Origin of the sequence: Borrelia hermsii DAH, from assembly GCF_023035675.1 — a bacterium.
In the GTDB taxonomy this organism is placed as follows: Bacteria; Spirochaetota; Spirochaetia; order Borreliales; family Borreliaceae; genus Borrelia; species Borrelia hermsii.
Genome location: NZ_CP073136.1, coordinates 578,740 through 603,046 on the forward strand (window position 1 = coordinate 578,740; position 24,307 = coordinate 603,046).

Annotated in this window: 22 protein-coding genes and 1 tRNA gene; 17 read left to right on the forward strand and 6 right to left on the reverse strand. The window is 29.8% G+C overall.

The features are described from left to right. The first annotated feature begins 146 nt into the window (after positions 1 to 146). Genes bhDAH_RS02805 through crr form a run of 3 tightly spaced genes read left to right on the forward strand, consistent with a single transcriptional unit; the run spans position 147 to position 2,717 of the window. On the forward strand, positions 147 to 407 hold the full coding sequence (locus bhDAH_RS02805; RefSeq protein ID WP_012422314.1) for an HPr family phosphocarrier protein: 261 nt from the start codon (positions 147 to 149) through the stop codon (positions 405 to 407). 15 nt (positions 408 to 422) lie between these two features. Then, positions 423 to 2,144, forward strand: a complete 1,722-nt coding sequence (gene ptsP, locus bhDAH_RS02810; RefSeq protein ID WP_043924524.1) for a phosphoenolpyruvate--protein phosphotransferase — start codon at positions 423 to 425, stop codon at positions 2,142 to 2,144. Positions 2,145 to 2,147: 3 nt separating this feature from the next. Beyond that, complete coding sequence (crr, locus tag bhDAH_RS02815) at positions 2,148 to 2,717, forward strand: PTS glucose transporter subunit IIA (protein WP_012422316.1); 570 nt, start codon at positions 2,148 to 2,150, stop codon at positions 2,715 to 2,717. Between the two features lie 33 nt (positions 2,718 to 2,750). Here crr and htpG read toward each other — a convergent pair whose 3' ends face one another. Then, a complete protein-coding gene (htpG, locus tag bhDAH_RS02820; protein WP_012422317.1) occupies positions 2,751 to 4,598 on the reverse strand; it encodes a molecular chaperone HtpG in 1,848 nt (615 codons plus the stop codon). Positions 4,599 to 4,717: 119 nt separating this feature from the next. On the opposite strand from htpG, the gene gnd reads away from it, so the two are divergent. Then, the gene (gene gnd, locus bhDAH_RS02825) at positions 4,718 to 6,112 is read left to right on the forward strand and encodes a decarboxylating NADP(+)-dependent phosphogluconate dehydrogenase (protein WP_012422318.1); all 1,395 of its coding nucleotides are present in this window, start codon (positions 4,718 to 4,720) and stop codon (positions 6,110 to 6,112) included. 15 nt (positions 6,113 to 6,127) lie between these two features. Here gnd and bhDAH_RS02830 read toward each other — a convergent pair whose 3' ends face one another. The 3 genes from bhDAH_RS02830 to bhDAH_RS02840 form a co-directional block, all read right to left on the reverse strand. Beyond that, positions 6,128 to 6,667: a BAPKO_0422 family outer member beta-barrel protein gene (locus bhDAH_RS02830; protein ID WP_012422319.1), complete on the reverse strand. Its 540-nt coding sequence runs from the start codon at positions 6,665 to 6,667 to the stop codon at positions 6,128 to 6,130. A 139-nt stretch (positions 6,668 to 6,806) separates the two neighbouring features. Further along, complete coding sequence (locus bhDAH_RS02835) at positions 6,807 to 7,325, reverse strand: BAPKO_0422 family outer member beta-barrel protein (RefSeq protein WP_012422320.1); 519 nt, start codon at positions 7,323 to 7,325, stop codon at positions 6,807 to 6,809. Between the two features lie 277 nt (positions 7,326 to 7,602). After that, positions 7,603 to 8,118 carry a BAPKO_0422 family outer member beta-barrel protein gene (locus bhDAH_RS02840; RefSeq protein ID WP_012422321.1) on the reverse strand — a complete coding sequence of 172 codons (516 nt, stop codon included), beginning with the start codon at positions 8,116 to 8,118 and terminating at the stop codon, positions 7,603 to 7,605. A gap of 545 nt (positions 8,119 to 8,663) precedes the next feature. Between bhDAH_RS02840 and bhDAH_RS02845 the strand changes: the two genes are divergently transcribed. From bhDAH_RS02845 to bhDAH_RS02875, 7 genes are all read left to right on the forward strand, one after another. Then, on the forward strand, positions 8,664 to 9,200 hold the full coding sequence (locus tag bhDAH_RS02845) for a chemotaxis protein CheW (RefSeq protein WP_012422322.1): 537 nt from the start codon (positions 8,664 to 8,666) through the stop codon (positions 9,198 to 9,200). A gap of 14 nt (positions 9,201 to 9,214) precedes the next feature. After that, positions 9,215 to 9,526 carry an STAS domain-containing protein gene (locus tag bhDAH_RS02850; RefSeq protein ID WP_012422323.1) on the forward strand — a complete coding sequence of 104 codons (312 nt, stop codon included), beginning with the start codon at positions 9,215 to 9,217 and terminating at the stop codon, positions 9,524 to 9,526. Positions 9,527 to 9,549: 23 nt separating this feature from the next. After that, positions 9,550 to 11,694: a chemotaxis protein CheA gene (locus bhDAH_RS02855; RefSeq protein WP_012422324.1), complete on the forward strand. Its 2,145-nt coding sequence runs from the start codon at positions 9,550 to 9,552 to the stop codon at positions 11,692 to 11,694. Positions 11,695 to 11,755: 61 nt separating this feature from the next. Further along, positions 11,756 to 12,907, forward strand: a complete 1,152-nt coding sequence (locus bhDAH_RS02860; RefSeq protein WP_012422325.1) for a CheB methylesterase domain-containing protein — start codon at positions 11,756 to 11,758, stop codon at positions 12,905 to 12,907. Next, on the forward strand, positions 12,907 to 14,679 hold the full coding sequence (locus bhDAH_RS02865; RefSeq protein WP_012422326.1) for a BB0569 family chemotaxis protein: 1,773 nt from the start codon (positions 12,907 to 12,909) through the stop codon (positions 14,677 to 14,679). Before bhDAH_RS02860 ends, bhDAH_RS02865 begins: the two co-directional genes overlap by 1 nt. Before the next feature lie 37 nt (positions 14,680 to 14,716). Then, positions 14,717 to 15,091 (forward strand): response regulator, encoded by a 375-nt coding sequence (locus bhDAH_RS02870; protein WP_012422327.1) that lies wholly within the window; start codon positions 14,717 to 14,719, stop codon positions 15,089 to 15,091. 45 nt (positions 15,092 to 15,136) lie between these two features. Beyond that, positions 15,137 to 16,480: a Sapep family Mn(2+)-dependent dipeptidase gene (locus tag bhDAH_RS02875; protein ID WP_043924460.1), complete on the forward strand. Its 1,344-nt coding sequence runs from the start codon at positions 15,137 to 15,139 to the stop codon at positions 16,478 to 16,480. Between the two features lie 135 nt (positions 16,481 to 16,615). Here bhDAH_RS02875 and bhDAH_RS02880 read toward each other — a convergent pair. Both bhDAH_RS02880 and pyrH read right to left on the reverse strand, forming a co-directional pair. Then, positions 16,616 to 16,699, reverse strand: a tRNA-Leu gene (locus bhDAH_RS02880). 8 nt (positions 16,700 to 16,707) lie between these two features. Further along, on the reverse strand, positions 16,708 to 17,397 hold the full coding sequence (gene pyrH, locus bhDAH_RS02885; RefSeq protein WP_012422329.1) for a UMP kinase: 690 nt from the start codon (positions 17,395 to 17,397) through the stop codon (positions 16,708 to 16,710). A 221-nt stretch (positions 17,398 to 17,618) separates the two neighbouring features. Here pyrH and bhDAH_RS02890 point away from each other — a divergent pair, with 221 nt between their 5' ends. The 6 genes from bhDAH_RS02890 (at position 17,619) to bhDAH_RS02915 (ending at position 24,271) form a co-directional block, all read left to right on the forward strand. After that, entirely contained in the window at positions 17,619 to 18,683 is a 1,065-nt protein-coding gene (locus bhDAH_RS02890) for a glycosyltransferase family 2 protein (RefSeq protein WP_012422330.1), read from the forward strand. 120 nt (positions 18,684 to 18,803) lie between these two features. Further along, the gene (locus tag bhDAH_RS02895) at positions 18,804 to 19,562 is read left to right on the forward strand and encodes an ATP-binding cassette domain-containing protein (RefSeq protein ID WP_411431483.1); all 759 of its coding nucleotides are present in this window, start codon (positions 18,804 to 18,806) and stop codon (positions 19,560 to 19,562) included. A 202-nt stretch (positions 19,563 to 19,764) separates the two neighbouring features. Continuing rightward, positions 19,765 to 20,415: an ABC transporter permease gene (locus bhDAH_RS02900; protein WP_247098863.1), complete on the forward strand. Its 651-nt coding sequence runs from the start codon at positions 19,765 to 19,767 to the stop codon at positions 20,413 to 20,415. Positions 20,416 to 20,692: 277 nt separating this feature from the next. Next, positions 20,693 to 22,303 (forward strand): glutamine hydrolyzing CTP synthase, encoded by a 1,611-nt coding sequence (gene pyrG / locus bhDAH_RS02905; RefSeq protein ID WP_043924462.1) that lies wholly within the window; start codon positions 20,693 to 20,695, stop codon positions 22,301 to 22,303. A 92-nt stretch (positions 22,304 to 22,395) separates the two neighbouring features. After that, a complete protein-coding gene (locus bhDAH_RS02910) occupies positions 22,396 to 22,983 on the forward strand; it encodes a hypothetical protein (protein ID WP_043924463.1) in 588 nt (195 codons plus the stop codon). Positions 22,984 to 23,092: 109 nt separating this feature from the next. Continuing rightward, positions 23,093 to 24,271, forward strand: a complete 1,179-nt coding sequence (locus bhDAH_RS02915; protein ID WP_012422335.1) for a methyl-accepting chemotaxis protein — start codon at positions 23,093 to 23,095, stop codon at positions 24,269 to 24,271. Positions 24,272 to 24,307: the final 36 nt, after the last annotated feature.

Genomic DNA, 24,307 nt, shown 5'->3' on the forward strand with positions numbered 1-24,307 from the left:
TAAATATTAAATAATTGCCGGTTTTTTGGCATAGTTTTAATATAAAAGCAATGGAATTGATGTATCAATTTGTTTTTATGCATTATAATATTTATTTGTTGATAACTTAATCAAAAAATAAATATTCAAATAAGGGGCTTAAGCTTATGGTTAAAAGAGAAGCTACAATTAAAGCTGTTAATGGCTTGCATGTTAGACCGGCGTCAACATTTGTAAAAAAGGCTAAGGAATATACTAGCGATATAACTATTGAAGCTGATGGAAAATCTGTTAGTGGAAAAAGTTTATTTCGATTACAAACCCTAGAATTATCTTCTGGCAAGAAGCTTATGGTTTGTGCTCAGGGTGATGATGAAGAGAAGGCTGTTACTGAACTTGTTGAGCTCATTGAATCTTTTAAAGAGTAGATGTGGAAGGTTGATATGACTTTATCGGGGAAAAGAATATCTAAAGGGATAGGTATAGGAGAAGCACTTTTTATTAAGAAGGATTTTGATAAATTCATTGATAAATCAAAAATTGCTTCTTTTCAAATTGATAGTGAGATAAAAAAATTTAATGATGCTAAGTCAAAGGCTATAGCGGTACTTAAAGATCTCACAAAAAAGGTTGTAGCTCAACTTGGGGCTGATAAGGAAGGCATTTTTGAAGGGCAGATGTTAGTTATTGAGGATGATGAACTTTCTGATTCTGTTATAAGTTTTATTAAGAATAAAAATTATGGTGCTGCTTATGCTGTATATCTATCCTTTAAAGAATTGATTGCAAGTGTAGAAGAATATACAGATGCTTATTTAAAAGAGCGAGTTTCTGATTTTAAAGATATTAGGAATAGGCTTATTGCAAATATCTTAGATCAGGTGACTGATCTTGCTGAGGTTAAGAGAGATGTAGTTCTGATTACTGAAGAATTAACACCTTCTGATACAATGCAGGTTGATTTAAATTATGTTAAGGGATTTGTGACCGCAGTTGGTGGTGAGACTTCTCATGCTGCTATTTTGGCAAGGACAATGGGACTTCCAGCTCTTGTGATGACGCCTTTAGATATTGCTAAAATTAAAGAAGGTGATCATTTAATAATTGATGGCCTGTCTTCAATAATTATTTCTAGTCCTTCATCCAGTGAACTTGATAAATATACACATAAGATATTGGAGCATAATGAGCATGAAAAACAGCTTTTTGAATTAAAAAACCAGGATGCAAAGACAAAAGACGGTATTAAAATATCTCTTAAGGCTAACATTGGAACTCCTACAGATATTTCTTATGTTAATAAATATGGTCTTGATGGTATAGGGCTTTTTAGGACAGAATTTTTATATATGGAGTCTGTAAAGCCGCCAACAGAAGATGAACAGTTTGAAGCCTATAAGAGAGTTTTAGAAACTATTGAAAAGAAAGGTGTTGTTACTATTCGTACTCTTGATATTGGCGGAGATAAAGAGATTCCATATTTTAATTTTCCAAAGGAAGATAATCCTTTTTTAGGTTATCGTGCTCTTAGAATGTATATGGACTATGAGGATTTGATACAAAGTCAGTTTAATGCGATTTTTAGGGCTAGTCATTATGGCAAGATAAGAATCATGGTTCCTATGCTTACTAGATATGAGGAAATTGATATAATTAATTATTTTGTAGATAAAGCTAAAGAGAATTTAAAGTCTAGAAATTTGCCTTTTGATGAAAATTTGGAAGTCGGGTGTATGATAGAAGTTCCTTCAGCGGCTTTGGTGGCTTCTGAGTTTGCTGACAAATTGGATTTCTTTAGTATTGGTACTAATGATTTAACCCAATATACTTTGGCTGTAGATCGGGGTAATCAGAAGATATCAAATTTATATGATAAATATAATCCTGCTGTCTTAAGGCTTATTAAGAATGTTCTTGATGCTGGTAATAGTTCTGGTATTGATGTTTCTGTTTGTGGTGAGCTTGGGGGAGATGAGGCTGGAGCTTTGATTCTTATTGGGCTTGGATTTAGATCTTTAAGTATGGTTCCTAGTGCTTCACTTCGAATTAAGTATTTGCTAAGACAGTATACAATTTCTGATTTAAGTGAATTGGCAAATAAAGTGTTAAATAGTAAGTCAGAATCAGAGACTTTAAAATTTTTAGATAAATATATAGGAGATTAGTTTATGGGGTTTTTAGGTTTTTTTAAAAAGTCTGCTACTTTGGACTTAATAGCACCTGTTAGTGGGAAAGTTGTTTCAATTGATAAGGTGCCAGATGAGGCTTTTGCTGAGAAGATAGTTGGGGATGGAATTGCGATTATTCCAACCGGAAGTGAGTTGGTTGCGCCTTGTGATGGGAATATTGGTAAAATTTTTAAAACCAACCATGCCTTTAGCCTTGAAACTAAAGAGGGTGTTGAAATTTTTGTGCATTTTGGTATTAATACTCTTAATTTGAATGGTAAAGGATTTACAAGGGTTGCTGAAGAGGGCATGAGCGTCAAACAGGGCGATGTTATTATTAGGCTTGACCTTGAGTATTTAAAGGCCCATGCAGAGTCAGTAGTTACTCCTGTTGTTATTGCAAATTCTGATGAAGTTTCAAGCATTGAGTATGTATTTGGAAAGCTTGAAGATGGTTCTGAATATATTGTACCTTCTTCTACTACTTTAACTGAGGAGGTTAAAACTAAGATATCTCAGACTAAACCTGTTGAGGCGGGCAAGGATTTGGTTCTTAGAGTTAAGAAGTAAGTTCGCAAACATAAGCTTGCGAACTTACTTGTATTATATGTTTTGTTCTAATATTTCATTTATGATGTTTATAAATTGACTTGGATTTTTGCTTGGCAAGCCTGATGTTAGCATTGCCTCTTCAAGAAGAAGGATGCTTATTTTTTCCAAGTTTTCATCATCTAGATTTTTTAAATTTTGAATGATTTTATTGTTTGGATTGAGTTCAAGAATAGGTTTTGTTTCTTTGACCTCTTGTCCCATTGATATCATAATTCTTTGCATTTGATAAGTGGGGTCAGAACTATCAATTATTATTGCTGATGGTTCTTGTTTTAGAGTTGCTGATAGTGACACATCTTTAACATGTTCTTTAAGTATTTCTTTTACCCTCAGTAATGTATCTTTGAATTCTTCTTCCATGTGCTTGAAGTTTTCGTCTTTAAGTTCATCACTTGTTTCATTTTTGTTTATTGCTTTTAACTTCATGCCATCGTATTCTGTGATGAAATTTAAAATAGCCTCATCAAGTTCATCATCCATAATAAGAGTTTCATATCCTCTTTCTTTATAAGCATTTACAATCGGATTGATTTTAAGTATATTTTCTCTCCCCCCTGTTATATAGTATATGCTTTTCTGTCCTTCAGGCATTCTCTCTTTGTATTCTTTTAAGGATACAAGTCCATCGATGTGAGAAGACTTAAATCTAATTAAGGATATGAGCTTGTTTCTGTTATCAAAGTCAGAATAAACTCCTTCTTTTAAACATCTTCCAAATTCTTTAGAGAATTCATTGAACTTGGAGTGATCGGTCTCACTTAGCTTTTCAAGTTCACTAAGTATTTTCTTTACAGAAGATGCCTTTATTTTGGCCAATATTTTGTTTTGCTGTAAAATTTCCCTACTTACGTTTAGGGGTAAGTCTTGACAATCTATTATTCCCTTTATGAATCTTAGGTAATTTGGAAGTAAGCTATCAGCAGAATCTGTAATGAAAATTCTATTTATGAATAATTTTACACCAGGTTTAGTATTTGGGTAGTAGAGATCATAAGGGGCTTTGCTTGGGACATAGAAAAGATTTATATACTCAATACTTCCTTCAGCTTTTGTGTGAATATGAATTAATGGATTCTCATAATCAAAGGTTAGATTTTTATAAAATTCATTGTATTCTTCATCAGTTATTTCATTTTTATTTTTTATCCAAATTGCTGTTGTGTCGTTTAGTTTTTCTTCCTTATCTTCAAATCCCTCCTGCTTTCCATCCTTCATTAAAGGTTCCTTGTACTTAATGAAGATAGGATAACTTATATGATTTGAATATTTTTTGATAATCTCTTGGATTTTCCATTTGTTGGTATATTCAATTCCTTCTTCGTTAAGATAAAGGGTTATTTCAGTTCCATTTTCATCTTTTTTTGCCTTATCTATTTCATATCCTGTTTTGCCATCACTAGACCAGATGTAGGCAACATCTTCTAAGGCTTTTTTTGTTACAACCTCAACTTTGTCTGATACAATAAAAGCGCTGTAAAATCCAACCCCAAACTGTCCAATTAAGCTTGCGGTTTTTTTCTCATCTTTTTTTAAATTGTTTATAAATTCTTTAGTGCCTGATTTTGCAATTGTGCCAAGATGATTAATCAGGTCTTCTCTGTTCATTCCAATTCCATTATCTTTTATCTTAATGAGTTTTTCGTCAAAGCTTATTTCTATTTTTGGCTCTAGTTTAATATCCTTAAATTTTTCGTTTGTTAGGCTTAAAAATTTAAGTTTATCAATGGAATCAGAGGCATTCGATATTAATTCCCGTAAAAATATTTCTTTATGAGAATAAAGAGAATGTATGATTAAATAAAGTAAATCATTAACTTCTGTATCAAATTGTTTTTTCATAGAATTCTCCTGTCTTGCATTTGTTTTAATCTTTACTTTTTTTATAATATATCATAATCTAAAAATAATGAATAAAATAAATTTGTCTATAATAAAAAATTAGTGTAGGGGATAATACTATGGATGTTGGTATTTATGGGCTGGGAGTTATGGGTAGCAATTTAGCGTTAAATATTGCTGATAGCGGTTTTAACGTTTCTGTTTATAATAGAGATAGTGATAAGACGGAAATTTTCCTTGTAAATAATGCTCATAAAAAAATTCATGGGTTTAAAGATATTGAGACTTTTATTGGAAGTTTAAAAAAACCTAGAAAGATTATTTTAATGATATTAAGCTCAGCTGTGGATGAAGTCATTGAACAAATTTTACCTTTAGTTGAAAAATTCGATATTATTATTGATGGTGGAAATTCTCATTATAAGGATACTGTAAGGAGAGAGCAGGGATTATCTTCTAAGGATATTTATTTTGTAGGGCTTGGAATTTCAGGTGGTGAAAAGGGAGCAAGATTTGGACCTTCTTTGATGTATGGTGGTAGCAAAAAGGCTTATGGATTAATTGAGCCTATTTTAAATAAGATAGCTGCTAAGACAAGTGTTGGGGATATTTGTTCTGCTTATGTTGGTGAGAATGGAGCTGGTCATTATGTAAAGATGATTCATAATGGGATTGAATATGCAGATATGCAACTCATTAGTGAAGCATATTTTTTTATGAAGAGAGCTTTTAATTTAGATAATTTAAGAATTTCTGAAGTATTTGACAAGTGGGGAGAAGGTGATCTCTCTAGTTATTTGATAGAAATAACATCTAATATTTTAAAATATAAGGAAAATAATGAATATTTACTTGATAAGATTTTAGATGTTGCAAATCAAAAAGGTACTGGTAAGTGGGTATCAATTGAAGCTTTACAATTAAATGTACCAGCAAATTTGATTTTTGAATCTGTATTTGCAAGGTTTTTATCAGGATTAAAACATGAACGAGTAATTGCTAGTGATATCCTTAAAATGGACGTGGATTCTGCTGAATTCGATCTTAGTGATTGGATTTTAGATCTTTATTATGCTCTTTTGGTTTCCAAGATATTAGCTTATGTTCAGGGTTTTATGATGCTTAAGAGTGCATCTGTTAATTATTCTTGGGACTTAAATTTAGGAAAGATTTCTTTGATTTGGAGAGAGGGTTGTATAATTAAAAGCGTTTTCTTAGATAAGATTAAATTAGCTTATGATAAGAACCCGCATCTAATTAATTTACTTTTTGATGATTATTTTTTGGATATAATAAGAAATCATCAAAAATCTTTAAGGCGCATAGTTTCAAAAGCTAGTGAGATTGGAATACCTTTGCCAGCATTTTATGCAAGTCTTTCTTTTCTAGATTCTTATTCTACTAATTATTTGCCAGCCAATTTAATTCAGGCTCAAAGAGATTTTTTTGGTGCACATAGTTTTGAAAGAATTGATTCAAAGAGAGGTGAATTTTTTCATAGTACTTGGAGATAATTTGAGTTTAGTATTTTAAATATAATATTTGACGAATATTCCACCCATTATATTTGTTTTAAGTCCTGCATAGAAGTAATGATATGCAATGGATTTTGCGTTTGATACAAATTCTATTGAAGGTGCTATTTTAAGTCCTAATTCTATTTGTTCTGTTAAATCATAAAGAATAGCTATTGGAATTCTAAATCCAAATCCTATTTCCATATTTATGAAATTTGATTGGGGAGATGATATGTGTATATTGCTCCCAATTCCTGTTCCAATAGATAATTTTTCTATTAATGGTATTGTAAATATTAAATCTAAGGCTGAGAGTACAAATATATTAAAATCATATATTTTTGATTTGAGTTTGTCTTTTGACAGGTTGATACCATTAGTTCCCCCATAGCCTATTTCAAGATCAATAAATGGGAATGACATAATATAATTAAATATTGGATTTCCAATGCTCCCTCCAAATCCTATTTTTCTATCTGAGTATGAGCTTCTTCCAAATGCATTAACCCATATGCTTAGTATTAGTATTATTCTTAGCATTAACTTTTGCATTAAATCCCCAACAATTAATATTTTTATATCATTATATTTTAATTATATTTTATTATTGATGATTAATAAAATATAATAGGGGGAATCCAATTGATTTGGATTTATTGAAAATCTGAGATGTTTATAATGATGTTTATTTTTATGCAAGCCAGAGTCTCATGCCAATTCCAGCAAATAGTTCCCATTTTTGTTTTGGATTGCCACCTCCGATGCCCCAAATATTGACACCTGGTCCAGATTTTAAGAACATGTCAAAATTTTTTTTGATAATTGGTATATTTAGGGTGAGAGATATTCTAATGCCGATATTTGTCGAATCATAGACTTTGTGGGTCTTTTGCCATTCAGATAGCCACCATAATCCATAAATGCCAATTCCTAGTGAAGCGTCTATCGTATTAGATTGTTCAGGCACATTTGATGAGAGCACAGCAAATTCTAGAGAAGCAAATAATATATTGAAATTGGTAAATAGATTTCTTAGTCCGTTGTAAATCCCAATTTCTATTTCTATGTTTTTACCCAAGATTAGTTGAAATGAATTTGACAATGGGCCTAGGACTCCAATTCCAAAATAACCTTTTTTATTTATGTATGAATCCTTTGCTGAAATATTAAAATAGTTTATTAGTAGTAGGATTAAGATTATTTTTTTCATGCACTAAGAGATCCTTTCATTTTTAAGTATATGCTTGCTTTTAAGCAGAAGTAATAGTATCAACTGTTATTTTTAAGCAAAATGCATATTCATAAATTTTAGCAAATTAAATATTGATACTTTATAAGTTTTTTGTCAAGATTTGTTGTAATATTAGTGCTATTTATTATTTTAATATCATTTAATGTTTTTAATGATATGATTAAAATTTATTTTAATATTTTACTTGATTTATAAAGAGAAGTACTAAGTACTTCTCTTTATGTGATAGTTATTCTTATGCAACCCAAAATCTCATACCGATCCCAGCAAATATTTCCCATCTCAGCCCAACTCCACTGCTCCAAATATTTAACCCAAGACCAGGTGCTACTTTTAAAAATATATCAAATTTTTTTCTGGTTATTGCAAGATTGAGAATCAGCGGTAATCTTGCTCCTAAGCTCATTGGCCCACTGTTTGCTTGACCGTTGCCCAATCTTGAGAACCATATTGTTCCATAACCACCCCCTCCAATAGCAAAATCTAGGATGTTATCTATATTCTTAAAAGCGTGTGTGTAAAAGATATAATCTATTGCAAGAAATAAGGTTTGCCAATCTTTAAAAATGTTATTTGTTCCATTATAAACGCCTAAGTCTATGTCAAAATTTTTAATGTTGATTTCTAATGCAATTGGGAATGGCAGCAAGATTCCCAGGCCGAATTTGCTTCTTGTTGCTGATGTTGGGTTTGCAAAAGCAGATGTTGATAATAACATAAACATTAAAGCAAGAATGTTCTTTTTTTTCATAAGTTTTTTCCTTTAATTATGAGATTTTATATTTAATTTATATTAAATTTAATTCTGAATTGGCCTAATTCAATAGGTTTGCACTAGGTATAAGTTTTTCTTATAATTTGTTGTCTGCTAATTTTATGTTCATAGTCAATTTTCTTTTGATGGGTAAATTAATTGCTAGAATTGACGAGTAAGCGTTAATTTTGATTTTAATAATTCATATAAGGATCCATCATGGAAATTTAATTATAATTTTGCCTGGACTGTTTAAATGTTCTTTTGTGAGTATTGTTTATAATAACCATTTAAGTTATCGGGTATTATTGTTCTTAATAATTTAAACGGTTGACATTTATATTTTTGCTTATATTATGTAGGATAGTTGTATTAGATTTCATTTTTATTATGTATGATATTTTAACATTGTTTTATATTTATTTAGTATTGAAGTTTTTGATTTATAATTGATACATTAGAGTATGAGTGATATGTGAAATTTGAATAAAATTTATGAGTGTTCTATTTTATATTATTAGTTATATCATTAAGAGGCATTTATGGAATTAGAAACCGATGTACAGGGTACATTAAGTCAGTATCTTTTGTTTAGTTTAGATGAACTTTATGCGATTGAGATTAAATATGTTGTTGAGGTATTAGAGTATACTAAAATCTCAAAAATACCAAGAACTCCTGATTATATGGCAGGAATAATCAATAATAGAGGCAAAATAGTTCCAATAATTGATATTAGAAAGCAATTTGGTATGCAAGAGCGTAAAGTTAGTGATGATGGGATTAAGAAAAAAGACGTTGATATTTCAAATATTATTATATTAACTTTGGTATATGAAGGTGATGAATTAAATCTTGGAATTTTGGTAGATTATGTTAATGAGGTTCTTGAGTTAAATTCATCTGATATTGATGATGCTCCAAAAATTGGTACGGGATTCAATTCAAGATTTATATCTGGAATTGGTAAGCGTAATAATAAATTTATTATTATTCTTGATATAGAAAATCTATTTGATATTAAAGAACTCTCCAAATTTAAAAATACTACAGTATCTGATCAAGATGATGAGCAATAGGAGTTTTACGTGTTATGATTTATAACCCAGAAGGAGAACTTGTAGTAAACAGCATTTTTAAGGTTAAAGAAGATCTTTTAAATATTCTTAAGGATATGAAGGAAAAAGAGACGCTCGTCATTAATCTTTCAAATGTAGAGAAAATAGATATTACTTTTATACAAATTTTGTATGCTTCCAATAAATATGCTAAAGATAGAAACCTACTTGTAAAGATAGAATATCCATCTGATGAAGTTTTAAGTTCATTGATGTATGGTGGATTTTTAAATGATATTGAGGATATTGATAACTTGGATTTAAGCCTTAGTTTAATTGAATTTTAGTTTTATGTATTTAAGGGCAATTTATGAATAGTAGTGATATGATTGATAAATTTAAAGATTCTTTTAAAGAAGAGTCTATAGAGAATATTTCAGATATTGAACACGCACTTCTTAATATTGAATTTGAATCGGGAGAAGAGGTTATCAATTCTATTTTTAGAAATTTTCATACAATAAAGGGTAGTGCTGGAATGTTTGGTTTTAATCTGACAGCTTCTCTTGTGCATGAAATAGAAACAGTTCTTGATCCTATAAAGGAAGGTTCTGATAAATTTAATCAGGATACTGTTGATGCCACTTTAATGGCAGTTGATTTTATTCGCGAACTAATTGAAGGAGATGAAGCTATTGATGAGAGCGCATATAAGGCTCGTGAAAAAGATTTAATAGATACAATCAAGAAAGGGCGTGGTGTTGGATTTAATAATACAGTTTTAAGCTCTACTAATGAAGAGCAGACAAGCGTATCTAATGATTTGGATTCTCAAAAATCTGTCTTGGATGCATCTTTAGAGCAAGGTAAATTTGATGATGAGGCTTTAAATATTGAGACTAAAGTTTATAGAATTCTTTTCTCACCCTCAAAGGGAATTTTATTTCATGGGCACAAACCAATCAATTTTTTAAAGAAATTATTAAATTTAGGAAATGGGCAAGTTAGGGCTAGAGTAAGAAATATTCCTGATTTGGAATTAATATCTCCTGATAATGTTTATGTTGAGTGGGAAGTCAAATTAGAGACAGAAGAGAGTAAAAGTTCTATAGAAGATATTTTTATGTTCTTGGATGGGCAGTCAAAAATTGTTGTTGAAGAAGTTGATGCATCTTATGAAATACCTGAGGCTTTTGAACTTGATTTCTTAGCAGATAATTTAGATAAAGGTGTTAATGAAGTCTTTTTTGAAGAAAATCAAAGTCCATCTGAATCAAAAGAGATATCTAATAATAAGATGTCTTTGGGTAGTGTTGGAGCTAATTTTAATGATGATACTGCTAAGAGTAAAGTAAATATTGCAAGTATTAAGGTTGATTCAAAGAAATTAGATCATTTAGTAAATCTTGTTGGTGAGCTTGTTACAATTCAATCTAAGCTTGCAAAGGAAGCTGAGAGTAGTAATAATAATATTTTAAATTCAATTTCAGCTGAATTTTCTTTGCTTATTAATGAGCTTAGAGATTATACTACAGGACTTAGAACAGTTCCTATTGAGATTTTATTTGTGAAATTTCAAAGAATAGTTAAGGATTTATCTGCTCAGCTTGGCAAATCAATTCGTTATTATGCACAAGGTGGGGATACTGTTCTTGATAAGAGTATTATTGAAAGGTTAAATGAACCTTTAGTGCATTTAATAAGGAATTCAATTGACCATGGAATTGAATCAGCTGAGGAGAGAATAAAGGCAGGAAAGGAGCCCCAAGGTATCATTAAGCTTTCTGCACATCAATCAGGTGATTCTGTGATTGTTATTATTGAAGATGATGGTAGAGGGCTTAATAAGCTTAAGATACTTAGGAGAGCTGTAGAGAAAAATATCATATCTGAGAATGTTTCAAAAACTTTATCAGATGTGGATGTTTATAATTTAATTTTTGAACCTGGATTTTCAACAGCTGATGTTGTTACAAATATATCAGGGCGTGGCGTTGGAATGGATGTTGTTAGAAAACAGGTGGAGTCTCTTAGAGGAAGTGTGATTCTTGAGAGTGAATTTGGTAAATATACTCGCATAAAGTTGGTTTTCCCTTTGACTTTGGCAATTATTGAAGGGTGGCTTGTTAGAGTAGAGAATGAGTATTTTATTGTGCCTCTCTCTAGTGTTGAGTCTTGTCTTGAGGCTGACAAATTGATTTCTAAAGTATGTGTTCTTGAAAATAATAATAATGTTATGAATTATAGAGGGAGTATGATTAGCTTTATACGCCTTAGAGAGTTTTTTGAAATATCTGATGAAAAAAGTGATAGTGAGCATGTTGTTGTTGTTAATACAAATAGTGGTAAAATAGGAATTGTAGTAGATGAGGTATTAGGACAGCATCAGACCGTTATAAAGACTTTAGGTAAACTTTATTCTAAAGTGGAAGGAGTTTCTGGGGCTACAATACTTGGAGATGGTAGCCTAGCGTTAGTAATTGATATTGATACAATAACTAAGATTATAAGGTAGCATGTTTTAACGTAATATATTTTTGAGGCTTTATAAGGTAGGTTTATATTAAAGAATAATAATGAAAATATTGGTAATTGATATTCAGGGTCTTATAAGACAGGTTTTTGTTAGGGCTTTTGCTAAGGATATGGATATTGAGGTATTAAATCCAGGTTCTAATTCTTTAAACCTTATTAATATTTTTTTACAAAAATTTCCTGATTTGGTTATTATTGTCGAGAATACGGCCAAGTCGCATTTTGGACTTGCGCTTAATAATGTTCTTAATAATATTTCACTTCCTGTTGTATTTATAGCAGAAGATGAAGTTTATCCAAAGTTTGGATTTCTTGAGCCTAAGAAAGATAAAATTAAATTAATAATAAATAAACTTAACTTTAAACTTACAGTTAATTTATTTAGAAGTGATTATTTGAATTTAATAAAATCTGAGATCAAAAAACTAGCTGATAATAAATTTATTGCTTCTTGTGAGACTAAAAGGATAAAAGCTCCTGATTTTTTTGCTAAATCTGAGAGTGAAAAATCTGAGGGTGATATTGTTGGTATAACAAAGAGCTATAAGGTTTCAGATGTTATTAATGTTGCGCCCAAAAATGATCCAGACGTTGTTCTAAGATACCAAGGTGTTATTAATAAAAATAAAACTGGGAAAGTTATTTTTGTTGGTTCTTCAACCGGTGGTACTGAGGCTTTAAGAGTTTTTTTAAAGTCTTTTAAGAAAGACTCCCCTCCAATTGTTATCGTTCAACATATGCCAGGGGGATTTACAACATCTTTTGCTAAAAGTTTGAATAATGAACTTGAAGTTGATGTAAAAGAGGCTGAAGATGGAGATATTTTAAGGCCCGGTCTTGTAATAATTGCAAATGGTAATTATCATTTAATTGTGAAATATGCTAGTGGGAGTTATTTTGTTAATCTGTTAGATGGTCCTTTAGTTAGCAGACATAAGCCTTCTGTTAATGTGTTGTTCCGTTCTGCTGCTATGTATGCCGGGGAAAATGCTATTGGAGTTATGCTTACGGGAATGGGGGATGATGGTGCTTGTTGCATGCTTGAGATGAAGAGAAGTGGTGCATATAACATTGCTCAAGATCAAGTAACATCTGTAGTATTTGGTATGCCTATGGAGGCAATAAAAATAGGTGCTGTAGATAAGGTCCTTCCTTTAAATAAAATATCTGAATATATTTTAAGGAGATCTTAATGGAAAATGATGATAAGTTTTTGGATATTGATCCGCATATTAATAAAATATTTGCTGAACTTGAGGCTTTTGATAGCCGTTCAAGACAAGTTTATGCCAGTTTAAGTAAATCAATTCCTAAATTAATAGAGAAACTTTCCAAAGATATTAAAGATTTATCTTTTAATATTGGATTTATTTCTAATCTTGATATTGATAATGATTATTCTTTAAATATTTTTATCTCTAAAGTAATAAGGGTATTGAATGATTTTGTCTCCTATTTTAATTCGTCAACTGAATTGCTTGAATCTCAGTTTGGTGTAATAAGGGATAAGGTCAAGGATATAGAGATTCTTGAAGATGTAATTGAAAAGATGAAAAAAAGTTCTATTGATATGGAGATAATGTCGATTAATACATTGACTGTTGCCATGAGGGTTGGTAGAGCAGGAGGTGCTTTTTCTTATATTACAAATGAGATTAAGACTTTGACTCAATCTATGATTAAGCAAGCAGATCAGCTTACTAGTAGGGGTAGAGATATTAAAGTTGGACTTGATCGTGCTAAAGATCAGGTACTTGAAAATAATACGGCTGAGAATAAAATTCTTGAAGAATTTAAAGACCATTTGATGAAAAATATAGATGAATTTTCAGGAGGCATTGGAGAAGTTATTGCCTTTTATGATAACATCTTAGGTATACTTAATGAGTTTAAATTTAAGTTTGTAAATGCTGTGTCTTATCTACAGTTTCAAGATAGACTTACTCAGTCTTTGTATCATTTAAATATTATGTATTCAAGTATTGATGTTTTTAAGTTTAGGGATACGAGTGAACTTCAAAAGTTAAAAGTTTTGTCTGTTTTTACAGATTCATCTAAAATGATAGTTAAGGATGTTATTGCTAAATTGGATGAAAATTTGATGGCTTTTGAAGGATTTATTGATACATCTATTTCTTCTATTCAGGTCATTAATGATTTAAAATCGGATAATTCTTTGTATATTGATATTTCAAGAGCAGTGGAATCTTTTTCTGTTATTTTATCGAATTTACTTAAAAGGATTGATGATGTTGAAAAAAATAATTCTAACTTTTTAAATCTTTATTATGAACAGATTAAGCTTGTTAAATCTTTAGAATTAATGTTTTCAAATATTTCAGCTATTTCTTCTAGGTTTCAGAATATTAATATAGCTTCCAAAATAGAGGTTGTCAAGAGAGTTGAACTTGAGGATATGGAAGGTAATATTTCTGAGATGTCAAAAATTATTAGTAATATTGAGTCAAATATTACTAAAGGACGAGAGTTTTTATCTCAAATAATATTTTTCTTTGAAAAAGTTGTAAAAGATTGTGATAATAGATTTTATCTTGAGAGAAATTATTTTAATAAATTTAAGAAACTGTTTATGGAGATAAAGAATAATATTTTTGAGATAAAGAAGATTGCTCTTGATCATGTATTATCCTATGAAATATTTCCAGTTGATTTCTTAGAAATATTTGAAGAGATAAAGTTAGATATTCATAATATTAAGAATTTAAGAAAGGATCTTTCAAATCTTGAAAAGACTTTAATTGAAATGGGCAATGATATTAATATCGCCCTTGAGTCAGAATTATTGAAAAATGGTCTTAAATATGTTGAAATTGAAGATAAGGAATTTGTTCGCAGAATTGCTAATAGGTTTACTTTGTTTGTTCATAAGAAATATTTATTGTCTCTTATTGAAGATGAAAAAGATGTTCATTCATTTGATGAGGGTAGTGTAATTTTATTCTAACTTTTATATACTTTTTATATGGGTTTAGGAGTGCTACATGCAAAAAAGGATTTTGGTTATAGATGATAATAGAGCTATTAGGCAGAGCGTTGCTTACATTTTAGAGCAAAATGGTTTTGGGGTTTCTGAGGCTCAAGATGGACTTGAGGGTGTATCTAAGTTTAAAGAAGCTGTTGGACAGAGTGATAAAGATTTTGATTTGATTATTACAGATATCAATATGCCTAATCTGGATGGAATAGGGGTGATTAAAGAGATAAGAGAGTTTGGAAGTTTTATACCAATACTTGTTTTAACCACTGAATCTGAGCAGTCAAAAGTTGATGAGGGGCGTAAAGCTGGTGCTACCGGTTGGCTTGTTAAACCTTTTAATCCTGATACTCTTATGCAAACAATATCAAAGATATTTTAGTCTTTATTTTTAATTATATTAAGGTTGTACTTAAGGTTTAGTCTTATGGGTTTTAAGTTAAAAGAACAATTTTATTTCCATTTAGGAGAATTGATAAAATTTAATAGTGTTAATGCCTCTGCTTTAAAAGGCAAGCCTTTTGGAGAACAAATTGATTTGTGTTTAGATAAAGTTTTGGAAATAGCTAAGGATATTGGTTTTAAAGTTTATAAGGATCGGGATGGATATTATGGTTTTGCTGATATAGGGCAGGGCGATGAACTTATAGGTATTTTGGCTCATATTGATATTGTTGATGCTGGTAATGTGTCTAATTGGCATTCAAATCCTTTTAAGCTTGAGTTTAGAGATGGAAAAGTATATGCTAGGGGCGTTCTAGATGATAAGGGACCTTTGATGGCTGTTCTTTATGCTTTTAAGTTATTAGCTTTAGAGGGAATTTTTTTTAAGAAAAGATTTAGGGTGATTTTTGGGACAGATGAAGAGACAGCATGGCGTTGTATTGAGAAATATAAGATTAGGGAAGAGATTCCTGATTTTTCTTTTACACCTGATGGTGATTTTCCTGTTGTTAATGCCGAGAAAGGTTTATTACAGTTCGATGTTATTAGTGATGAGAGATTTTGTATGAATTTTGAGCTTGGAACTGGATATAATGTAATTCCTGACGAGTGTTCTTTTGAGCTTGGCGATTCTAATAAAGATGATTTTAGAATTTTGCTTGACAGTTTTGGCAGTAAGATTAGATATAAATTTTTTGAGAGTAATGTTTTAATTCACGGAACTTCTGCCCATGCTTCATTACCTGAGCTTGGTGTTAATGTTGCTCCTTATGCGCTAAATATTATTAAGTCTTTAGGTGTAAAAGCTAATTTTATTAACTTTTTTGAAGATAAAATTGGTTTTACTATTAATGGCGAAAAGTTATTTGGTAGGGCCTTAGAAGATTCGCAATCCGGACAACTTACCCTTTGCTTAACAAAGGTTAAGTTATCTAAGACATCTAAGCAAATTTTATCTTTTGATATGAGGTATCCTGTAAGTTGCCAACGGGAAGAACTAGTGGCTTTGATAAAGCAAACTTTAAATTTATATGCTCTAGATTATCATGAAGTTTCTTTTCTTGATCCTCTTTATGTTGATTCTGGTTCAAATTTTATTGAGTCTTTGATTGAAGTTTATGAGAATTTTACAGGCGAGAGTGATGTTAGTCCTATTGCTATTGGCGGTGCAACTTATTCAAGGGCTTTCAAAAATTGCGTTGCTTTTGGCCCATTATTTAAAGACTCAGATAATACAGCTCATAAAACCAATGAATATATTGACGAGAGTGAACTTATGAATCTTATTTCAATTTATAAGAACGCTATTAAAAAACTTAATGCTTAAAAATTTCATCTTTAAAAGATTTAGTATCAATAATGGTGATTCATTCTATCAGATTTATTAATGGTTTTGGTATATCTATTTGTTTAGATTCTTTTCTTAAGGATAAGTATCATTTCTTATTTAAATAAATGTAAATACCGGTAGTCGGAGTCGAACCGACACAAGGTTGCCCTCATCAGATTTTGAGTCTGACGCGTCTACCAATTCCGCCATACCGGCAATAAATTTTATTTTACTACAATAGTTCCTAAAAAATCATCATTTTTATCAAAAACTTTCTTTAAGTTTTGAAGGTCAGTTCCATTAAGTACATAAGCCTTAAGATTAAGCTTTAGTGCTAATTTGGTTGCTATTGGGTCGAACGGTAGATTTGAACCAGGCTCCCAGTTTTTTCCAACAATATCTTGTAATTCGTTCCAAGTAATATTTTTTAATCCTTTTGCATCATCAAATTTTTTTGGATCTTTGTCATAAATTTGATCTACATTGGTTAAGTTAATTATTTCATCTGATTTAAACTTTTCGGCAAATTTTACAGTGATGTAATCTGTTGAAAAGCCTGCTTTCCATCCTGATGCAATTAATATTTGTCCTTTAAAATGAAAATCTTGAGTTGGATCGCTTACAATATTGTCAATGCAGAGTGGTTGCATTACTTTACTTATAAGTTTGGCATTTAATTTGGTTGCCATTATTCCAATCTCATCAAGTTCATGATTTTTAAAATTAGGATTGATTTGTTTATAAGCATCTTGATATTCTCTTGCAGTTTTGCCTCCCCCTGTAATTAAGATAATTTTTCTTTTATCATTTCCTTGTACCCATTTAAAAATAAAACTTCTAAGATTTTTAATGTATTCTATGTTGATTTTGTCAGGATTGATTATTCCCCCTCCAAGGCTAATTATTTTTATCATTTAAACCCCTTATGCTTCAAGTTGCTTATTTGTTTCTTTAATTTGTATTATAGTATATTTCTATTTAGTTTGTTGGAAAATATATTTAAAATCATGTAAGCTTATTAACTATATATACAATGTTTCCTTATATCTTATAATTAATATAATTAAGAATATTTAGTATATTCAGTTATTAATACAGGCTTTTTGTTGGGTTGGTATTTATTTAGGAGGATTTTATGTATAAGTACAAGGTCTCTGTGATTATTTGTTTTTTTAATTCTGATAGTACCCTTGAAGTGATTATAAAAAATGCTGTTAATCAAACATTAAGAGATAAAGAAATTATATTGGTGAATGATGGTTCTTATGATAATAGCTTGAAGATAGCTCAGAAATATGCTGATAAGTATGATTTTGTTAAAATTATTAATCAGAAAAATATGGGAATAGCTGCCTCTAGGAATAATGGACTTGAAAAGTCTGAAGGAGAATATATAGTTTATTGGGATAGTGATGATTCTGTTGAGAATACTATGCTTGAGGTATTATATAATAGGGCAAAGGCCGATAATTCAGATATTGTTTGTTCTCAGTTTTATATTTACTTTCTTGCAAAAAATATTAAAAGGAGATCTGCGCTTCCTTTTCCAAATTATCCAATAACTGGAGAAGAAGCTTTTAGGAATTTATTATTAACTGTTTTTGCTAGCTTTTGTAAGAGAAATTTTGTTGTGGGTACATTGTGGGATAAAATGATTAGAAGAGATTTAATTATAAAGAATAATATTAGAGTAAATGATGTAATATTAGAAGACATAGTTTTCATGATTCATGCTTTTTTGAAGGCAGATAAGGTTTCTTTTGTAAATAATTATTTTTACACTAACTTCCAGCGGATGGGGAGGGCCAGTTCATCAATTAGCGTAATAAGTAAGATTAATTCATCCCTTAAGGTTGTAGAAAATTTTCTAAAGGAAGAAGGACTTTTTGAGAAATATTTTGAATATTATAAGAAGTTTTATTTGCAGCTTTATTATTATATTTCTTTTAAGCAGATTTATATTATAAATTGGCACATTAAGGATCGACTTATTTATAAGGCACATAAAGAAAAACTTATTTCTGTTCTTAATGAAGTTCAAAATTCTAAGGAGTTCCAAAGTTATTATGCAAGTCTTAAGGGTTCCAGGTTTAGTGAGCTTCAAATTTTGCCAAAAATTATGTTGAAAATTTGGAATTTTAGTTCGGGACTTTATGTTAATTTTTCTATATTTATTTATAGATCTTTTTTAAAAAATTAGTGTTTTATTCTTGTATTTATCATAGACTCTTTTTACAATTAACATAAAGGAGAATTTTGATTGAAAATAGAATTTAGAGATGTTTCGTTTTCTTATCGTAAGACTAAAGTTTATTTAGACTTGCATTTAAATTTCTCAAAGCCACAAACTTATTTGATTCTTGGCAAGAACGGAATAGGAAAAACTACTCTACTTAAGCTTATTAGTGGGCTTTTAAATCCATTAAAAGGGGAAGTTTTATTTAATTCTTTGAAAGTTTTTCCAAGAGATCCTCTAAATTTAGTGAATTTGTTTTTTGTGCCTGAAGAATTTGACTTACCTAATGTTTCTTTAAATGATTATTATAGGTCTTTGTGTAGATTTTATCCAAATTTTAGGGAAAAGGATTTTAAAGAGTACTTATTGAAATTTGAGATAGATATTGATCTAAAGTTTGCGTCTTCTTCATACGGCCAGAAAAAAAAGAGTATTATTGCCTTTTCTATTGCTACAGATGTTCCTATTTTGATCTTTGATGAACCAACGAATGGTCTTGATATTGCTTCAAAGAATGTTTTTAGAGATATTATAAGTGGATTGGAAAATAAAATAGTTTTTGTTACAGGGCATAATGTTAGAGATTTAGTAGACATTGTAGAGCATCTGACCATTATTGGTAATAATAATATTCTTTTTTCAAATTCAATTTCTTATATTAATAATAATTATAAAGTTAAGATTGTAGATAAATTACGCGGGGAAGAGCTTTATTATGAAAAGATAAAAGATGGATTCAAGGCAATTTACTTGGAGAGTGGGTCTTGCGATAATGATGTTGATCTTGAGTTTTTCTTTTTGTATATCACTAACAATAAATTAAAGGATTTGGTTGATGTTTAGTTTAAAAAGATTTTTTGGGCTATTTAATGTTGATTTTGCCTATAATAGAAAATTATATTTGTATTTTATTATTTCAATCTTTTTAGTTTTTCCTTTAGTCCATATTTTTTTTAAAATTTATGGGTTTGTTAATTTAATTGACCTTCTCTTGATTGATAACAATAGATTATTTTTTTTCGTTTTATTTTGTGTTGTGTATATTGTGTCAATATACAATATGTTTGATCATTATAAGCCGATTCATGATTCGCTTAGAAATGTGTTTTATTTATCTCTGCCTGTTTCTACTATAGATAGGTATTTATTTGTTTTAGTTAAATTTTTATTTATTTTGCCTTTATTTTTGGGTGTTTGTTGTTATATAGGTTTGAATTTAACTGTGTTATTAGATAAAAATTTTTTTATTGGAAGCAAAATAGGGTATCCTTCTTTATATCTTCTTTTTCTATTTTTTAAAGAGACTTATGTTATCTATTTAATCGGATTTCCTATATTTTTGTTATCTAGGATAATATTTAAAAATTATCCTTTTTTTAAAGCTATTGTCATTGGGAGCTTATCTTTCACATTATTGGTTGTCTTTTTTTATTTTGTTATCTTTTTTGTTAATAGCTACTTATTTAAAGTTGTTTACGATTTTGGTATTTGGGGGGAGTATTATTTCATTAAGTCTATTTGTATATTGTTTGCAGGATTTATTTATTTTTGCGCATATTTCATTCTTAAAAATTTAGGAAACGTAAATACTAAAATTAATTTTAGTATTTACGTGGGAATAATATCCTTTTTTGCGGCATTGTTCTTTTTATTGTTAGCATTTTTAGCTATTTTTGTGTATGTGTTTAATTCTTAAATTGAAGTAATTAGTGTTTATTCGAATGAAGTGAGTGTTGACGTTATGTCTAGCATTTTTATTAAGATGATATTTTTAAAGGTAGTTTTTGTTTATACATAAATTGTATCATATGGAAAATTTATTTTTAAAGAGAGCAGGAGAATATTATTCTTAAATTTATAAATCTTTTTGTAATTATATGTTACCTCAAACAATTATGGTGTTAAAGATTTTGATTTAAGTGTTTTTAAGCATTGATATTGGTTGTTTGAACTTATTTTTTTGGAGGGTATTAATGATAGATAATCTAAAAATTTTGGTAGTAACAGGTGGTGTAATTTCTGGGATAGGTAAAGGAGTTACATCAGCAAGTATAGCACGGTTATTCAAGGATAATTTGAGGATAACACCAATTAAATGTGATGGTTATTTAAATACTGACCCTGGAACTATTAATCCTGTTGAGCATGGAGAGGTTTTTGTTCTTGATGATGGCGGAGAAGTTGATATGGATTTTGGTCATTATGAGAGATTTTTAAATCTAAATTCTAAGTCTAATTGGAACATTACGATGGGTAAAATATATAAAAATATTCTTGAAAATGAGAGACATGGAAAATATTTAGGTAGAACTGTACAGCTTATTCCCCATGTTACTGATGAGATTAGGGATACAATTTTTAAGATTGCCAAAGAGGAGTGCAGTGAACTTTTAGTAATTGAGATTGGTGGTACTGTAGGGGATATGGAAAATATTTTGTTTATTGAAACAATGAGACAGATAAGATATGAGATTGGGAGTGATAATATTGCTTTTGTGCACTTAACTTATATCCCAAATCCTGCTGGGATAAATGAGCAAAAGTCTAAGCCTACTCAGCAGAGTGTCAAGACTTTAAATAAAGCTGGCATTTTTCCAGATTTAATTATTGCAAGAAGTTCTCAACTTTTGACAAAGCAGATAAGACAAAAAATAGCAATGTTTTGTAATGTTGATGCTGAGTCCATTGTTGATAATACTGATGTTTCAACTATTTATGAAATACCCATATCTTTTTATAAACAGGGATTACACGAAATTTTGGGTTCAAAATTAAAAATAAATGTTAAACCTAAGGTGGATGGGCTTGAGCGATTAGTAGGTATAATAAAGAGAAATTTTGCCTCTCCTCGTAAAGTTGTCAATATTGCTATTTGTGGTAAATATACTGAGCTTGGTGATTCTTATGCATCAATATTTGAGTCTTTAACCCATGTATCTGCTAATTTAGATCTTTTAGTTAAGACAATTGTAATTGATAGCACTAATTTTGATGAAGGGATGTTAAAGGGTATAGATGGTATAGTAGTGCCTGGTGGATTTGGGGGTAGGGGATATGAAGGTAAAATGCGTGCAATTAAATATGCACGGGAGAATAATATTCCTTTTCTTGGCATTTGTCTTGGCATGCAACTTGCAGTAATTGAGTTTGCTCGTAATGTTTGTGGAATACTTGATGCTGATACTGAGGAGACTTTATTTGAAGGTAATTCTGCATTCAGTTCTATTAGTCCTGTTATTCACTTATTGCCTGAGCAAAAGGAACTGAAAGATAAGGGTGCAACAATGCGACTTGGAGGCTATCCTGTTTTGTTAAAGAAGGATACGCTTGCTTTTAAACTTTATGGAAGTGAGATGATCGTTGAGAGATTTAGGCATAGGTATGAAGTTAATAATGATTATCTCGATTTGTTTAATAAGCATGGATTTGTTGTGTCTGGATTTTCTGAAGATTCCCGAATAGTAAAAATAATGGAAATTCCAAAAAATAAGTTTTTTGTGGCTTGTCAATTTCATCCTGAGCTTATTACAAGACTTGAAAGCCCGTCTAAACTTTTTGTAGGCTTAGTAAAAGCATGTCTTTGATTTTACTAAGTCATTTATTGATTGGTTTATTTAATGTATTTCATAGATTTAAGAGTAGGTATATTCTTTTTGGATTTATTAAGGGGGATAAGATGAAGGAAAATGATGTTAAAAAGGCAATTGCGATGAAAAGATTAGTTAAATATTTCTTTGATGAGCTTAAATATAGAATGAAAATACCTTGTCTTAGACCAAGTAATAAAGATATGAGTAAAAAGTATATACTTCTTAATCTTTTAAGAAAAATAGCTAATCTGCCCTTTAATAAACAATATGAAATTGAAGAACAATTTCATATTGATGTTTTAGGAAAAGGCATGCTTACAGATGCAGTGCTTATTAAGAGATTGGATTATGAGAGATGTGTTATTACTGGTATCGTTGAGGTAAGAGCAGATCATGTTGATCTTGAGTATGAGCTTAATCGATTTTTGATTCGAAGGGGTAAGGTTAATGTTCTTTTTTGGCAACCCAAAAAAGCCATTTTAAAGCAGAATGAGGATCTAATTATATTAGATATGGATGATATTTTTAAGCTCGATAATGATTTTTATTTGCCAGTGGTTAAAGAGAAGCTAGAAGATTTTATTAATCTTTTTATGAAATTTTTCTCTTATGAAGATATTTTATTTGAGTATAATAAAATACACGGTAAATATTCTTTAGTTAAAAATAATTAAATTATTATTTGGGTAGATGGTTTTTCTTAATTTATTACATTTTAAAGAGTTATTAAATTAAGTTGTTTTGATGTTGTTAGAAAATTCTTTTTTGTGGTAAAATCTTTTCATGTATAAATTTTTATTTTTTGGCAAGGCAAAATCTAATATATCCAACTTGTCTAAGGATGAGCCTTTAAAGGGTATTGAAGATAAGAAAGATTTGAATGAATGTAAATATACAATTCCTATTAAAGAGATAATAAAGGGGTTTTATCACACTAAATCTTCTATTAGTAATGTATTAGTTCATATTGAATTTTTATATAACAATCTATTTTCTAACTTTGAGAATATTGATGAAGTTTTTGAGTCGCTTATTAATAAAACAAATAATGCTCGCATGCAAATGAGTGTTATTTTTGAAGATATTGAAAAGACTAATGAAGAAAAATTGAAAAGAGTTAGTGATGTTATTGTAGGTGTTCAAGGAAGTTTAGAGACTATCAATAGTTTTTTAGGCGCAACTAATATGATTTCTCTTAATGCTAAGCTTGAAGCAGCAAGAGCAAAAGAGTATGGGAAAGGATTTTCTGTTGTTGCTGATGAGATTAAGCGGCTCTCAGATCAGGCAAAGGGTGTTATGAGTATGATTTCTGTTAAGGAAATTGAGCAGGTGTCTAAAGATTTAGTTTCTAAAAATATTAAGGAATTGCAATTAGATATTGATAATTTTTTCTCAAGTTTGGTTAAAGAACTTACTTCTCTTGAAGAGTTATTTAAACATTTTGTTAGTCAGCAAAATGAATTTTCAACGCTAATTAGTGAGCTTGAAAATGTTGAAGCTAACATTTCTTATTTGGCAAGGAATTGTGATTCTTGCTCTAGTTCTGAGACTTTTATTTATTCTAATGATGAATTTTTAAAGGAATTAGAATTTATCATTTCAGAACAGATGTCTTGGATGAGTATTGTAAGATTAATTGTTGAAAATCAAAAGAGCATGGCGATTCAAACTGATCCTATGAAACATGGGTTTGGATTATTTTATAAGGGACTTGCTCCAAAGGCCCGCGAGGTTAGAGAAGTTTGGGAGAATATTTATTCTTGTTATTTAAATGTTCATAAACTTGTTGTTAAGATAATAAAAGTGTTTGCACAAGATGGTTCTGATGATATCAATTTGAACCAAGCAAGGGATTTTTTAATGCAGGCTGAAAGTTTGTCAGATGAAATTATTAGCAAACTTGAATCTGTCAAAAAAATAGTAGTTGAATCTGAAGATCAGGGTATTAATGTTTTTGCATAATTTTTAATTTATTATTTTTCTTAATCTGTTTTTTAA

Coding starts and splice junctions, on each gene's coding strand:
- pyrG (WP_043924462.1), top strand. CDS start 20,693: ATGATAGATAATCTAAAAATTTTGGTAGTAACAGGTGGTGTAATTTCT.
- bhDAH_RS02875 (WP_043924460.1), top strand. CDS start 15,137: ATGGGTTTTAAGTTAAAAGAACAATTTTATTTCCATTTAGGAGAATTG.
- htpG (WP_012422317.1), bottom strand. CDS start 4,598: ATGAAAAAACAATTTGATACAGAAGTTAATGATTTACTTTATTTAATC.
- bhDAH_RS02850 (WP_012422323.1), top strand. CDS start 9,215: ATGATTTATAACCCAGAAGGAGAACTTGTAGTAAACAGCATTTTTAAG.
- bhDAH_RS02855 (WP_012422324.1), top strand. CDS start 9,550: ATGAATAGTAGTGATATGATTGATAAATTTAAAGATTCTTTTAAAGAA.
- bhDAH_RS02865 (WP_012422326.1), top strand. CDS start 12,907: ATGGAAAATGATGATAAGTTTTTGGATATTGATCCGCATATTAATAAA.
- ptsP (WP_043924524.1), top strand. CDS start 423: ATGACTTTATCGGGGAAAAGAATATCTAAAGGGATAGGTATAGGAGAA.
- bhDAH_RS02845 (WP_012422322.1), top strand. CDS start 8,664: ATGGAATTAGAAACCGATGTACAGGGTACATTAAGTCAGTATCTTTTG.
- crr (WP_012422316.1), top strand. CDS start 2,148: ATGGGGTTTTTAGGTTTTTTTAAAAAGTCTGCTACTTTGGACTTAATA.
- bhDAH_RS02805 (WP_012422314.1), top strand. CDS start 147: ATGGTTAAAAGAGAAGCTACAATTAAAGCTGTTAATGGCTTGCATGTT.
- bhDAH_RS02870 (WP_012422327.1), top strand. CDS start 14,717: ATGCAAAAAAGGATTTTGGTTATAGATGATAATAGAGCTATTAGGCAG.
- bhDAH_RS02910 (WP_043924463.1), top strand. CDS start 22,396: ATGAAGGAAAATGATGTTAAAAAGGCAATTGCGATGAAAAGATTAGTT.
- bhDAH_RS02890 (WP_012422330.1), top strand. CDS start 17,619: ATGTATAAGTACAAGGTCTCTGTGATTATTTGTTTTTTTAATTCTGAT.
- bhDAH_RS02840 (WP_012422321.1), bottom strand. CDS start 8,118: ATGAAAAAAAAGAACATTCTTGCTTTAATGTTTATGTTATTATCAACA.
- bhDAH_RS02835 (WP_012422320.1), bottom strand. CDS start 7,325: ATGAAAAAAATAATCTTAATCCTACTACTAATAAACTATTTTAATATT.
- bhDAH_RS02830 (WP_012422319.1), bottom strand. CDS start 6,667: ATGCAAAAGTTAATGCTAAGAATAATACTAATACTAAGCATATGGGTT.
- bhDAH_RS02915 (WP_012422335.1), top strand. CDS start 23,093: ATGTATAAATTTTTATTTTTTGGCAAGGCAAAATCTAATATATCCAAC.
- gnd (WP_012422318.1), top strand. CDS start 4,718: ATGGATGTTGGTATTTATGGGCTGGGAGTTATGGGTAGCAATTTAGCG.
- bhDAH_RS02860 (WP_012422325.1), top strand. CDS start 11,756: ATGAAAATATTGGTAATTGATATTCAGGGTCTTATAAGACAGGTTTTT.
- pyrH (WP_012422329.1), bottom strand. CDS start 17,397: ATGATAAAAATAATTAGCCTTGGAGGGGGAATAATCAATCCTGACAAA.